The organism is Pseudonocardia sp. 73-21 (assembly GCF_001899645.1).
GTDB lineage: Bacteria > Actinomycetota > Actinomycetes > Mycobacteriales > Pseudonocardiaceae > Pseudonocardia.
The window spans coordinates 1-13,106 of record NZ_MKVV01000036.1; the positions used below are offsets into that span (position 1 = coordinate 1).

Sequence of the window (13,106 nt, forward strand, 5' to 3'; positions counted from 1 at the left end):
CCGCGTCACCCGCCACCTACAGATCCACTGCCTCAAACCCCGACCCTCAGACTAAACGCAAGGCCATTGGCCTCTCCACCGGCGAGCAGTTGCTCGCTGCGGTCGATCAAGCTCTCCAGCTCGACGATCACTTGCGGTGGGAAGTCCAGAACTCTGGTATCGAGCCCGTGCCATCGGAGGTGCCCCCGGTCGTCCCCGCCGACTTCGATTGGAGCAAGATCCCCACGCAGTGGGCTGGTGAACGCGCCCGCACCGTCGATCGCCTCGACAAATTGCTCACCGAGGCCGGCTCCGCGTATGAGGTGAACTGGTCGTTGCCGCCTCGGCTGGACCACCGTCTCGATCCAACAGTCGACGAGCTTCTCACTCGCACCATCACCAACTCCCCGTCTACGGCCGGCAAGCGGCTCAGCGACGCAAAGCGTCACATCTACGGTCTGCGTCCTGACCCAACGGCCGCGTATCGCGAGGCTGTGCGAGCGGTGGAGGAAGTCGCCTGTCCGCTAGTACTGGAAAAAGCTGCGGCGGCCAGCTCCGCAACGCTCGGCACCGTGCGCAACCATCTTCGCGACGCACCCGACAAGTGGCAGTTCGTTTTGCTAGACAACGACGGCGAGGGTTCGGTGCAGCCGTTGGTCGCGATGCTCGACCGACTGTGGACTGGGCAGGTCTCCCGTCACGGAGGCGGCCGGAACTCTCGCGACCAGACGCTGGCCGAAGGCGAGGCGGCAGTACACCTCGCCGCCACGCTCGTATATCTCCTCGGCGCCGGCACGCTCAAACGCCGCAAGGGCAGCATCTGACGTTATAGGACTGACGTGCTCGAGTTGATTGCTTTGCAGCCCCAACCCTGCGAGCGATCGGGCTGAGGCGCTACAGCGCCGTCATCAACGTGGCTAACGAGAGTGATCGCATATAACAAGATTCAGTCCAGCCGTTCTCAATCCACCGTGCCAACACTATTGTCAGAAGTAGTATCGTAAGGGTCATAAGAGTACTCCGACCACGACTTTTCGGTGTAGAGGCGAGAGAAAATCGCGATCGATGCATGATAGTTATAATGCAGGCCATCCTGCTCGAAATACGGCGGCGTCGTCATCATTCGCGCCAGATTGTCAAATACGGAGTTGTCCGGGTAAGCGCGCCTCAAGGTGCCCACAACGAAGGCCGGACTCCCTGACTGCTTGTCTCCGTAAATGAAGGGGTCCGCCATTAGTTGCTGCAGCTGCAAGTAGTTATGATTGCAGGCAGCTACAAATACTTCCGTCGCGGTATGTTGATATTCGATCGGCAAGGGCGACCCATCACGCTGACTGACCGCGGGTGTTCCGCACGGACTGTGTACGGCATCTGGGGCACCGGTGACACTACTTACGGCAGGATTGCCAGCGGATTCGATCCCATTAACTTCGACCGACGAACACGCGCCTGCCGTCAAGCACATCGTCACCGTTGCACTGAGACCTATAAGCAGTAGAAATTGACACCCCTTCAACGAGAACCGCTTACTGGATGAAGTCTTTCGACTCAACATGAGAACGGCCAATTGCACGACACGATCTGACGATCCGTGGGGGCATTGAAGTCGACCGTGTAGGCACGGTCGTAGTTTCGGGCAAACGACGAGACCGTCCACGGCTGACCATTATTGTCGATCGTTGCCGTGCGCCCGTCGTCCGTCTTTACATCAAAATCAAAAGTGTACATTCCCGAGCGTGCAAAGAGCATCAGGCGGAGGGAGACACTTTCGTTTCTCGTAAGTGTTAGCTGGTTAACGTCAAAATAGCGAGTCTTTCCAATTCGAGGAGTAGGACCGTCTTGGAGAGGTACAAACGGCGTCGCATCTTCTGAATCCAGGTCAAACCCCATCGTCGGATCGGGAGTCTCGCCTTCTGAGGTGCTCCGAAACAGCGTTCCAGTCGGCGGCGTAGACCGTGCCAGAACGTGAACGTTGATTGAAACGATACGAACGGGGGTGTAATGTGCGCCGACAAGTGTGGCATTTACCTGACTCAAGGTTTCAGGCTGCACCGGATCCGCACTGGAGTCGACAGTATGGCCAATTATTACACCACCGGCACCACTTGGCAGAAGTCGCTTGTGGCCGCCAGCACTGTCGGCAGGCAGGGATCTCCGCATTTGATCTAATTCGTACACCTTAGATGTCGCTGCTGACGGATCAGTCGCGCTAAAGCGCACATCCTCGACTAACACGCTCGGAGTTTCCGCGTCTGCTGCGGCCTGGGCGTCGTCCAAACCTCTTTGCTGTCGAACCTGTTGCTGAGGTGCGATAATGAATGCCGAAACGGTCCCGGCGGCTCCACCCAATACTGCCAGCGAGATCGCTCCAACAATAGCAATTGTCTTTTTTGACCAGTGCAGCGAGGGGGCGCCCGCAGGCGGTGGGTCCGCAGGAGCCGGAGGTGGTGGGTCCGCAGGTGGTGGGTCCGCAGGCGGTGGGTCCGCAGGCGGTGGGTCCGCAGGCGGTGGGTCGGCGGACGGACTGGTCACCATGCCTAATTCGGTAGACACTCCCGGCGCGTTACGGGTGCGGCCAGTATCTTTAGCGGATTCCAAGGCGACCCAGAGTCGGAGTAGTCCCCGCCGTACCTTCCCGAGATCAGCGCGCGCAGGCCATCACGCACCTGCCTGTTCGTCGATCGCCGCCTCGTGGAAGGCACCACCGATCGCCACACTGACGGAATCTCCTGACCGTCACCAACACGGTTTCGGCCCCACTGGAGGGAAGACCGGGGTTCTGGGGTAAAACGGCTGAGGACGTAGCGTGTTTGTCAGGGGCTGGCTGCAAACTCGTCCCGTGGTCACTTCGGCTCTGCTTGCTGCGCCCAGCTGGTTGGCGGTGCCGGCTGCCTCCGTCTTCGACGCGCTGTGGCTCGCGTTCGGCGACTGGCGACACTCCCGGGACCTGCATGCGGGGGGCGTCGCGGTGACGGCGGCGTGGTTGTGCGGTTGCCGGCCCGGCCCTGTGACTGAGCGTTTCGAAGGCCCGGTGACGTCAGCGTTGGCAGAATCAGAGCGGGTGGCCGCGCAGCTTGTATTGGACGAGTGGGCCGGGGCGCCGCGGTTTCCGGCTGAGGAGTACTGCGAGGAGCTCGGCGTCATGTTCGTGGCACCCCGGCCGGTCAGCCGGGAGTGGGCTTCCGGCGCGCACAGGACGCTTCGGTGGGCTCTCGGGCGCTACGGGTCGGATGGTCGGGTCGGGCCGCCGGTCCCACTCCCGCGCCGTCGAGACGACGGATCGCTCGTTCCTGCGGACGAGCTGTACGGAGCATCTCTCTCGCGCGCTGGCCGGATGCTCGGGCCGGCGCAGCGGGCCGAGCTGCGGAGAGAGGCAGACCTGACGGCGGCGCGATCGCAGCGGTTGGAGGCCCGCGTGCTGGAACTGCAGCGGGCCGCCTCGCGCGGTTGACACGGTCCTACCGATCCCGGACAAGGGCGACGGCGGTGTCGTCGTTGGCTGCGGCGGTCTCCGCGGCCGGTTCGGTGGACCAGCGGATGAGATCGGCACGGCGGGCGTCCTCTTCTGCGGCGCGGTCAGCCGCGTCGGCGGCGGCCGGCGCGTCGTCAACCGGTCGGCGGGCGGTGAGCTCGTCGACGGTGGCGTGGGCGCGTTCGACGATCTTGGTCATCTCCTGGAGCGGCGGAACGTAGCGGCGCGTCCGGGAGTCGGTGTGCTCGGTCGGGTCCGGTGAGCTGCGTTCGCGGATGTCCTCGGTGATGTCGACTGGCGCGGTGTCGGCGTGCCGATCGTGGCTGTCGGCCTGCTCGGGTGCGAGATCATGCTCATCGACATGGCGTTGGTCGCGCTCGTCGTTTGCCTGGTTGTCTCGGTAGGTGGCAAGCCATTCCTCAGCGGTGGTGCGGTCAGCTCTGGCACGGGGGTCGAGGCCGCGAGCCCTCAGCTCGAACTCGCTGCGTTCGGCCTTGTCGCGAGTAACCATCGTGTGGGCGGCCCAGAGTGCGCGGGCGTTGCTGGCCATCTCCAGGTCGGCCAGCTGGGCGTCGAGCTGCACGACCTCCGCGCGTGCCGCGGCCGCCTCGGCCCGCAGCCGTGCAGCGTCGTCCGGAGGGGTGTCGGGGGTATCGGCGTGGGCTTCCCAGACGGTGGCGTCCTGGGCTCGGCGTTCGCGATGCTCGTGGGTGGCTGCAAGTTCCTCGTCGACCCAGCGCGGCGCCCAGTTGCGTTCGCGCTCCCATGCGGCGACGCGGGCACGCAGGGCTCCATCGGAGAGGCTGGCTTCCTCCTCCCCGGAGTGGGAGAGGTTGAGGGCTTCGTGGGCGGCGCGGAACATCGCAGCGTGCTCGACACGGCCGCGGCCGGGTGCGGCTCCCAGGGCGTCTTGCTCGTCGGTGTACGCGACAAGTTCGCGGTAGGCGGCCGCCCAGCCGGCGCGGCTTTCCCAGTCCTGACGAGCAACGGTCTGAGCCGGGTCGTCGCCGTCGGGTACGGGGCCGAGTGCGTCGATCGCCCAGGCCGGCGAGTCGGCGGCGGTCTGGCTGCCGAGTTCGTGTCGGCGGTTGTCGGCGGCGTCGGCGAGCTGGCGGAGCCAGTCGGCTCGCTTCTCCGTCATCGGGTTCAGAGCAGCGTCTGCGGCGGAAGGGTCGTGGCGGAGGTGCGACGGGATGAGGTCATCGACGCCGTTGCGAAGGTGCGGGGTGAGCCGGCCTGTGAGCGCGGTGGTGATGCGGTGGTGCAGCACTTGGGCAGGGGCTTCGGCGGTGTCGAGGCTGCGTGCGGTGACGGCCGCCTCGAGTACAGCATCGGCGTCGTGGCCCGCGAGTTCGGCGGTGCGCAGGAGCCGCTCCAGAGAGCCGAACGCGTCGTCGGCGGCGAGGCGCTGCCGGTCGAACGGCGACAGTGCGCCGGTGGCAGCGAGCCGGTCGAGGGTGGCGGCGACACGGCCGGCGTTGACCTCGCGGATGAGGTCGACCATCCGGTCCAGGTGCGTCATCACCGACGCGGCCCGGGACTCGGCGATCTGCTGCTCGGTGACGGCGGAGTAGTCGTCGTGGATGGCCTCGACGAGATCGGTGAGCACGGCGAGCGGGTCGCGGGCGGCGACGTCGTGGGTCTCGCCGGTCTCGGCGTCGGGCGCAAGGTGGCGAGTGATGGCGTACACCGTGTTGGCCTCGCGGCCCCGGGTCAGCGGGACATAGAGGCTGGCGCTGTCGACGGCTGCGCCGTTGACGGTGTGGGCAGTGTCGACGGTCCGGCCCTGGGCGGCGTCCTTGGTGGAGGCGTAGGCGAGCGAGATGTGCTCACGCACGTAGCTGCCGGGGAGCTGCATCGGTGGGCCTTGCTGCTCACCCCAGTCGTTCCACTCCCCCTCGCGAGCTTCATCAGCGTCGGCGTGGCAGCGGCGGGCCTCGACGGGCGCGACGGTGAGCCCGCCGTCGGCGCGGGTCGCGAGCACGCGGTAGGCCTTGCGGGTAACAGGGGCGGCGACGTTGTCCTCGAACCGGGCGAGGTGCCAGGCCAGGGCACGACCCTCTACGAGGTCACCGACTCCGGCAGTCACGCCGCGCCACTCGGCCAGCTGGTCGCCCATCCCGAGCGGCACCCCTTCCTCCTGGACGCGGCCGAGCCGGACGAGCTCGTCACGCAGCGACGCGGCGACCCTCGCGGCGGCGCTGTTGGTGGCGACCATCAGGAGGGCCTCGCGGCCGTCGAGGGTGTCGGCCAGCCACGCTCGGGTGGCCTTGGCCTCGGCCTGCTCGGCGGTGCCGCCGTCGAGGATCCGGCCGTGGCGGTCGTACTCGGCGAGCGCGGACGCGTCTCCTTCGCGCAGCCGCAACGAGGCGGAGCCTTCCCACCCGTTCTTGAACCGGCGGACGTCGGTGAGCTGGTAGGCGATGCCGTGCTCCGCGAGGTCGGCCAGCGCGCCACCGGGGCCGATCGCGGATAGCTGGCGCGGGTCGCCGACGAGCAGGAGCTTCGCACCGACGGCAGCGCAGCGCTCGTAGATCGCGAGGAGGTCACCGGTCTCGGCGGTGCCGGCCTCGTCGATCACGACCAGGTCGTCGCGGCGCAACCGCCACGCCTCGTCGTCACCGTTCGGTCCGGTCGCAGGAACGCCAGGGCGGGCACGGTCGAGCCGGCCCTGCGTGGCGAGCCAGGCCCGGATGTTCTTCGACGCGAGGCCTTCGCCGGCGAGGACGTCGGCCGCGACCTGGTACGGGGCCAGTCCGAACACGCGCCGGCTCAGGGCCGGATCGTCCGGGTCGGGCTGAGCGTCCGGGGTAACCGGTGGTGGGTTGGTCCAGCTGTCTGCGATCGCGCCGACGACGAACGACTTCCCGGTGCCGGCGGCCGCGGTGAGTACCTCGACCTGGGCACCGGAGGTGAGCACACCGCGCAGTGCAGCCTCCTGGTCGGCGCCGAGCGTCATCCCGGACGTAGCGAACCGCGCGGTCACGGCGTCGACCTGGCGGTCGTCGAGCTGTGCGGCGCCACGCTGGACAGCGGCGGCAATCAGGGCGCGCTCGGCGGCGAGCTGGCCAGGTGTGGCATAGCGGGTGGACCCGTGACGCGCGTAGACGGACTCGCCGTTGGCCAGGAGCAGCTCGGGCGGCATCGCTGCGGTGTCCTGCTTCGGGGTGAGCTGTTGGACGCGTTCCATCGCGGCGTCGGTGAGACCGTCCATCAGGGGCAGAACCTCGTCAGGGGCAATGCCGAGATGGCCCGGCAGGGCGTTCGACACGGCGCGGAACACGTCGGATCGGTTGTAGTGCTGGCGGGCCGTGCCGACGTCGGCGACAGCGCGCTCCACGACGTCGAGGGGTGAGAACTCGTCGGGTGAGCCGGCGGCCTGCTCGAGGAGACGCTCGGCGAGCGGGACGAGCCCGCCGGTGATGCGCTCGGCGGCCATCGCCTCCCACCGGGCGAACTGCTCCTCGCGGGTCTCCCCGTCGTGCGACTTCGCCCGGCGGGTGGCGAGCGTGGCCTGCTCGTGGATCACCACCCGTTCGTACGACGACGGCGCGCGCCCGACGCTGGTCTCGAACTCGCGGATCAGCGCAGCGGCCTTCGGACCGATCTGGCGCGACCGCGACGAGTAGAGATCCATCAGCTCCCGGTCGACGCCCACGATCTCCCGGGCAATCCCATCCGGGCGGGTCTGCGCGCGAACCCCGACCGACTGGGCGAGGTAGGCCTCCATGACGCGCTCGGCGAGCGCCCCGGCGGCGGCCTTGTGCTCGTCGATCGCCTTCCCGTCCAGACCTCGCCACACCCCGTCGGAGCACAGAACTCGGTTGAGGATCGCGGCGTGGACGTGCCACTGCGGGTCGCGCTCGCGGGAGTCGTGCTGCAGGAACTGCGCCACGACGAACTCATGCGCGTCGATCCAGCGGCCCGAACCGCCGCCGTGGTGCCCGACACGGGAGTAGCCGGCGTGCTCCTGCAGGTAGGCGAGAGCGGCCCGGGAGCCAGCCATGAGGGCGTCCTCGACGGCCTGGGCGCGAACGTCCCACGCCGCCGCTGCTTCCAGATCGCCGCGGCCGCGCGCCTCGTTCGCGGCCCGCTCGAACGCGAGTCCCGCCACCGTCACCGACTTCGGAGCGGAGAACGTCACGTCGATGAACGACACGGCCTGACGGGCGGAGCGCGCGGCCTGGTTGCGCAGCTGAGCCCGCTCCTCCGGCCCGGCCCCGGGGTTGGCCTCCAGAACGCCGGCGTAGATCTGGTCAGCGGTCTTGTACTTGCGGTGCCCGCTCGACAACGCGGCCGCACTCTCCCTAGTGGCCGCGTCGTGGGCAAGTGGGTCCCTTGGGTCCCGGAGGTGGGTGTAGACGGCCTCCATCAGGTCGGCGTCGACCTCGCCGGACAGGCCGAGGGTCTCCGCGCCGTTGCCCCACCACAGTCCTGCTGGCTCGCCGGCGGCGACCGCGCCGGAGTAGTAGCCCTCGCGGGCCTTCGCCACCTCGTCCGTGAGGTACCGGACCGAGTGCCCGCGGAAGACGCTCAGCATCCGAGGCTCCGCGCGGTATCCGCGTCGTGCGAGCGGCCGATGCCCGCACTTAAACGATCTTGGCTCGCGACGCGGTGCTCGTCCCCGAGCGGGCCCGCCAGGGCTCGCGATGGGCACCATAGGATCGTGATGCGTGGGTGTGCTTGGTCCTTGTTGTTGTCGTTGTGGCGGTGTCCTGTGCTGAGTTGTTGATGGATAGCTGTCGAGTCGGAGAGCTGGCTGTGATCATGTGATCTGCTGGCGGAGGTCGTGGTCAGGCGGCTTGCGCGTAGCGGGTCGGTCGTGTTCATCGGGTTCGGCCTCTCGGTCGGATCGGCACGTTTCGGGAGCGCAGCGCGCGGAGGATCGTGTTGGGGCTGACGTCGAGCAGCGCGGCGATGCCGCGCGAGCTGGCGCCGGCCTGGTAGAGCCAGACCGCGCGGTCGACGTCTAGGGCAACCGCTCCCCCAACGCCCGCGGCGCGGCGGTGACACGAGCGACAGAGGGACCGGTAGCGGTCCAGGTCGAGGCTGTAGGGGCCGTGGCGGACGTCGACGAGCGCAGCAGGGTCGGAGCCGTCGTAGGCCCACACAGCTGCCCGCTCATCGCAGGTGGCGCAGCACCGGGCGGTCGCCGGCCCGAAGCTCTGGCGGAGGCGATAGCGGACGGACGCGTAGGACTCGGCACAGCCAGCCGTCCGCCCGGTTCGACATCGCTGCCGTGACGGTGCAGAGCGCGCTGAGGGTTCTCCGTGACGAGGGTCTGATCGCGTCGCGCTCGACGCGGGGCTACTTCGTCACCGAGAGTCGTCCGGACGACGACCAGGCGCCGGAGCACAGCAGCGAGTTCGTCATGCTGCGCGAGCAACTCGACACCTTGACCTCGGCCATGCAGGCGCTCGGCGAGCGGGTCAGTCAGCTGGAGGCTGTCGTTCCGTTTGAGGATCCCCAACCCGAATCGCCGTAGTCAGCGCTCGGACCCGGCGGGCCAGCTCGTCCATCTCGCGGTTCAGCTCGGCGAGCCATTTCTCCAGTTCAGCGCGCTCGTCGGGTGTGAGTGCCATGGTCGCCATCCCCTCGGTCTCCGGTGGTGGTCCGTGCCTGCCGAATCCCGTGGCTGGCATGGCTCCAGAAGACCAGTCCGGCATCGCCTGACCCAGGTCGCGAAACCCCACACGAAACCCCCCGAGAAACCTCGGCTCTGCGTGGGGTACGCGAGTTCTCCCGTTCCGCCACGAATGTCAGGCCGTCGCGGTAGCTTCCGATGCAGGTCGGAGGGCTGGGGGCGGGTAGATGGCACGGCCACGACGTCCCTCCCTGACGCCCCGCCTCTCCGAGTACCGGCTGGCGCGGCAGCTGACACAGGAGCAGGTCGCCGAAGCGATCGGCATCTCGGCCGAGATGGTCCGCCGCCACGAAAAGGGCGAGAACCATCCCTCGCCGGCCTACCGCGCGCGGTACAGCGCGCTCTACCGCGCGAGCCAGGCCGATCTCGGTCTCGTTCCGGGAGCCGTCGGCGGCACCGCGCGATCCACGAGCCTCGACGTCGAGCAGCTCGTCACGCAGATCACCGAGTCCGGCACCTCGCGGGACGTCATCGAGCGTCTGGACCGGGCGACAACGGCGATCGCCGAGATGCACACTCGCGCGCCGGCACGAACCGTTCTTCGGCAGGTTCTCCGCCTCCGAGCCGACGCCCACCAGTTGCTCAGCGGCCCGATTCGCCTGAGCCAGGCGCGCGACGTCTACCGGATCGAGTCGGAGCTGCTCGCGCACTCGTGCCTGCTGCTGAGCGACCTCAAGCAGGACGATGCGGCGCTCCGCCACGGTATGGCCGGCTTGACCTTCGCGGAGGAGGCCGGTTCCAGCGACGCCATCATCCGCAGCGCCCTCGCGAAAACCCTGCGATGGACCGACCGGCTGATGGAGTCCGCCGACATGGCACGGGCCGGCCACGCCCGCAGCCCGATGACGCCGATCCGCCTGCAACTCGGTTGCTACGAAGCCAACGCCGCCGCGCTCGTCGGCGACATCCGGCGTGCGCAGGAGGTGCTCGGCCGAGTGGAAAAGGAGACCGACAGGTGCGAGCAGGACTCAGGTGTCTCGGCGTGGTCGTTCCCAGCAGCACGGCAGGCCGTCTTCGCGCTGTCGGTGGCGACGCAGGCGCGGGACACAGACGGTGCGCTGCGGGCCGCGGCGAGCGCAGACGACAGCTGGGCCGCCGGCGCACCGGTGAACAAAGCGAACTGGGCTCAGATCCGGATCGGCGCGGGGATCGCGCTGATTGACCGCGGGGACCTGGCCGCCGGCATCGACGAAGTGCGCCCGGTGCTCGAACTACCACCCGAGCTGCGCGTCTCCACCGTCACGGCCTACACGGCGAACCTGACCCGCCGACTGCGTGACAGACGGCTCCGCAACGACCGGTCAGCACGGGACTTGTTGTCCGACATCCGCCTCTTCACACTGGAGGCCCTCCCGAATGACCCCGGATAGGAGCCCGTGTGAGCCTGCCCGAGCGCATGCGTGATCGGTGGGCGAACCGTCCGGAACCGCCGGAGGGGAAGGGCACGGTCTACTGGCACGCGCTCATGGGCCGGTACCCGGAGGCTCGCTTAGCAGCCCATGCCGCGCAGTCGGTCCTCGGGAAGTTCGACGGCTTCCACCTCACCCCGCCCGAGTGGCTGCACATGACGGTGCTCGTCGCCGGCTCGGCGGAGAAGATTCCGCGCGAACAGCTGGCGCCACTCCTCGATGCGGCTCGCACTGCATTGGACGACGTCGCCGCCCCGGATGTCGCCCTGGACCGCGTGCTCTACCACCCCGAGGCCGTCATGCTCACCGTTGAGCCGGCCGCCAGCCTCCGCACAATCCGCGACCGCGTTGACAGAGCCACAGCCGCAGTAACCGGCGGAACCGTCGACAACGAGGCGACGGCAGCTTGGGTGCCGCACATGACAGTCGGATACAGCACGATCGACCAGCCCGCCGGCCCGATCATCGCTGCCCTAGGCAAATCGGTTCCCACGCACGAGCTCGTCGTCGACGCTCTCATGCTCGTAGTCCAGTGGGGAGCCGAACGCAGCTGGAACTGGGAGCTGATCGGTGCCATCCCGCTCGGCCAAGCTGCGCTCCGCGACAAAACCACCGTCTGACCTGACTCCTGGCACTCCTGTGCGAGACGCCGAGTGCTGACCTGCAGTTCTTCCGGGGCGAGGGCAGCCATCAGGTCGCCAATCCGCCTACTGAGGCGAGCAATCACCTTGTATCTCGCATGTCACTCGCCTGTGGAGTGCATCTCCGTGCACCCAAGAACGCCTCGCCGACGGTTTCACTAAGCTTGGCTAGCTTGCAGTTCCTTGATTGTCAAGAAATGCACCAAGGAATTCGCGGATGAACTTACCAAATGTACCCTCACCCGAAGCTTGGTCAATCAGCCCCTTTATCAATTCTTGCTGCTTGCCGGGAGACAGGTGAGTCAGGCAGTAGTTGAGTGCGGTCGGCAGTAATGTTAGGTTCCCAGCCCCAGTGCACCCGACTACCAACAAGTCTTTATTAACCTCATTGAGGTACGCCTTCCATGAGGTCGGAAAAGGGACCGGAACACAGAATCCTCTAACCGTAACATCTCCAGCCGGACAACCCTTGGGATGACTTGGAGCTCCTGCGGCCACGCTGATAGGAATCGTGACAAATGCTGGCTCCTCGACGCCGTAACTAACAACGACCGTCGAAGTCCCATTGCCACTTGACGTGGCAATGAAAGGTACATCTGTGAAAGTCCGGGATGCGCCAGCACCGATCTTTCCAAAGTTGCAGGTAACTGTCTTACTGACCAGGCGGCAAAGCTGGTTTCCGTTCGCATACCTGAGATTGCCTGGCTGCGATAAAGTCAAACGAATGCCAGATAGCGATGATTTGCCTGTATTCGTGATGGTAACAACGATCGACGTTCCCTGCCCGACTGTGACCGAGCTGGGCCGGAAGTACGCCTTGAGCGAGAGGGGATTCGGCGCAGGGTTCGGCGTGGGCGTCGGTGTGGGAGTCGGCGTCGGTGTCGGTGTCGACGAGCCGACGACAACCGTTTCCGCTCCAACACCGACACCCTTCTCTTGACTGCTACCTGGCTGGTAATAGTCCACGTCTACTTGATAATAGACGGAGCCCGCCTTCTTGGCCGTGAACGTAAGCGTCCTGCTGATGTGTTGCTGATACGCCAAGTTCCCTTCCGGGCAAACTGCGTACCCTAACTCACCATAGGCGGCAGTAGCATGAATATTATTGATACAGTCAGGTCCTGACACCGGATTGAACGACAATATCCCGGCATCAGTGCCATTGTGTGTAGTGGCATCTAGAGGCGTCACAAGGATACTGACGTTGTTCATATTATCGTAGGCCGTATAGTCTATCCGCAAAGTTAGAGAATCGCCGACATTGACATTCTTCGGCGTGAAAGAGATTCCATCTGGAACGAGTCCAGGCTCGGCAGTCGCGGCACTTGCAGGACTCATCACAATCAATGACAGAACTGATGAAACAGCACACGCTGCGATAAACGACCCGCCGTGCGATAGCCTCGCCGGACGTGTCACGACATCATGATCTACTGATCGCTTATCAGCCTTAGTGCGTTTGAGAAAATTCAAGTCTGACGCCTTGCCTTCCGCTTCATTGACGCAGTACCTGGGGCCGGTATTGCATTCAACTTTCGCCCTAGAGGTTGGTGTTGCCGCAGCAGACACGATCTGACTTGACTTCGTTCCGCCGCGCGACAGTGTTACGGCCCACAGTTGCCGCTACCCACGAACTGGACTTAAAGGGCAATTAGCTCAGGCTGGCCGCGATACGTCTCCGTTCAGACCTGACTCCTGACACCCCTGCGGTCGTCGAGCAAACCTGATGACCTGACGTGCAGTTCATCCGAGATGCAGTCGTTCATCGGGGTACTAACAAGCCCCCTACTGCGGCGGGCGGGCGATAACCTCGATCCGCAGGTCAAGGATCCGCTCGTCAGCCTGTGTCGCGTGCATGAAGTCACTTCGGGTCCATGTGAGCCACTGCGTTATGAGGCTCTTCCGGATTTAGAGTGCGAGTGCCCCGCAGTGCAGTAGCGACCGGAGCCGGTAGTTGATCA

At 66.0% G+C, this 13,106-nt stretch carries 9 protein-coding genes; 4 read left to right on the forward strand and 5 right to left on the reverse strand.

Annotated elements, in window-relative coordinates:
- Positions 1-803 (forward strand): hypothetical protein (locus tag BGP03_RS10610; RefSeq protein ID WP_299736200.1); only part of this gene is annotated, 803 nt, incomplete at its 5' end.
- A gap of 137 nt (positions 804-940) precedes the next feature.
- On the opposite strand, the gene BGP03_RS10615 is transcribed toward BGP03_RS10610, so the two are convergent.
- The 4 genes from BGP03_RS10615 to BGP03_RS10630 form a co-directional block, all read right to left on the reverse strand.
- The gene (locus BGP03_RS10615; RefSeq protein WP_298795922.1) at positions 941-1,450 is read right to left on the reverse strand and encodes a hypothetical protein; all 510 of its coding nucleotides are present in this window, start codon (positions 1,448-1,450) and stop codon (positions 941-943) included.
- Positions 1,451-1,527: 77 nt separating this feature from the next.
- Positions 1,528-2,214 (reverse strand): hypothetical protein, encoded by a 687-nt coding sequence (locus tag BGP03_RS10620; protein ID WP_298795924.1) that lies wholly within the window; start codon positions 2,212-2,214, stop codon positions 1,528-1,530.
- A gap of 1,223 nt (positions 2,215-3,437) precedes the next feature.
- Positions 3,438-7,991 (reverse strand): MobF family relaxase, encoded by a 4,554-nt coding sequence (gene mobF / locus BGP03_RS10625; RefSeq protein ID WP_298795926.1) that lies wholly within the window; start codon positions 7,989-7,991, stop codon positions 3,438-3,440.
- A 286-nt stretch (positions 7,992-8,277) separates the two neighbouring features.
- Complete coding sequence (locus BGP03_RS10630) at positions 8,278-8,562, reverse strand: helix-turn-helix domain-containing protein (RefSeq protein WP_298795928.1); 285 nt, start codon at positions 8,560-8,562, stop codon at positions 8,278-8,280.
- Positions 8,563-8,690: 128 nt separating this feature from the next.
- Here BGP03_RS10630 and BGP03_RS10635 point away from each other — a divergent pair, with 128 nt between their 5' ends.
- The 3 genes from BGP03_RS10635 to BGP03_RS10645 all read left to right on the forward strand — a co-directional run bounded on the left by BGP03_RS10635 (position 8,691) and on the right by BGP03_RS10645 (position 11,124).
- Positions 8,691-8,936: a hypothetical protein gene (locus BGP03_RS10635; RefSeq protein ID WP_298795930.1), complete on the forward strand. Its 246-nt coding sequence runs from the start codon at positions 8,691-8,693 to the stop codon at positions 8,934-8,936.
- Between the two features lie 326 nt (positions 8,937-9,262).
- On the forward strand, positions 9,263-10,465 hold the full coding sequence (locus BGP03_RS10640) for a helix-turn-helix transcriptional regulator (RefSeq protein WP_298795932.1): 1,203 nt from the start codon (positions 9,263-9,265) through the stop codon (positions 10,463-10,465).
- An 8-nt stretch (positions 10,466-10,473) separates the two neighbouring features.
- Positions 10,474-11,124 (forward strand): 2'-5' RNA ligase family protein, encoded by a 651-nt coding sequence (locus BGP03_RS10645; protein ID WP_298795934.1) that lies wholly within the window; start codon positions 10,474-10,476, stop codon positions 11,122-11,124.
- A 189-nt stretch (positions 11,125-11,313) separates the two neighbouring features.
- Here BGP03_RS10645 and BGP03_RS10650 read toward each other — a convergent pair whose 3' ends face one another.
- Positions 11,314-12,714 (reverse strand): hypothetical protein, encoded by a 1,401-nt coding sequence (locus BGP03_RS10650; RefSeq protein WP_298795936.1) that lies wholly within the window; start codon positions 12,712-12,714, stop codon positions 11,314-11,316.
- Between the last annotated feature and the right edge of the window lie 392 nt (positions 12,715-13,106).

Coding starts and splice junctions, on each gene's coding strand:
- mobF (WP_298795926.1), bottom strand. CDS start 7,991: ATGCTGAGCGTCTTCCGCGGGCACTCGGTCCGGTACCTCACGGACGAG.
- BGP03_RS10640 (WP_298795932.1), top strand. CDS start 9,263: ATGGCACGGCCACGACGTCCCTCCCTGACGCCCCGCCTCTCCGAGTAC.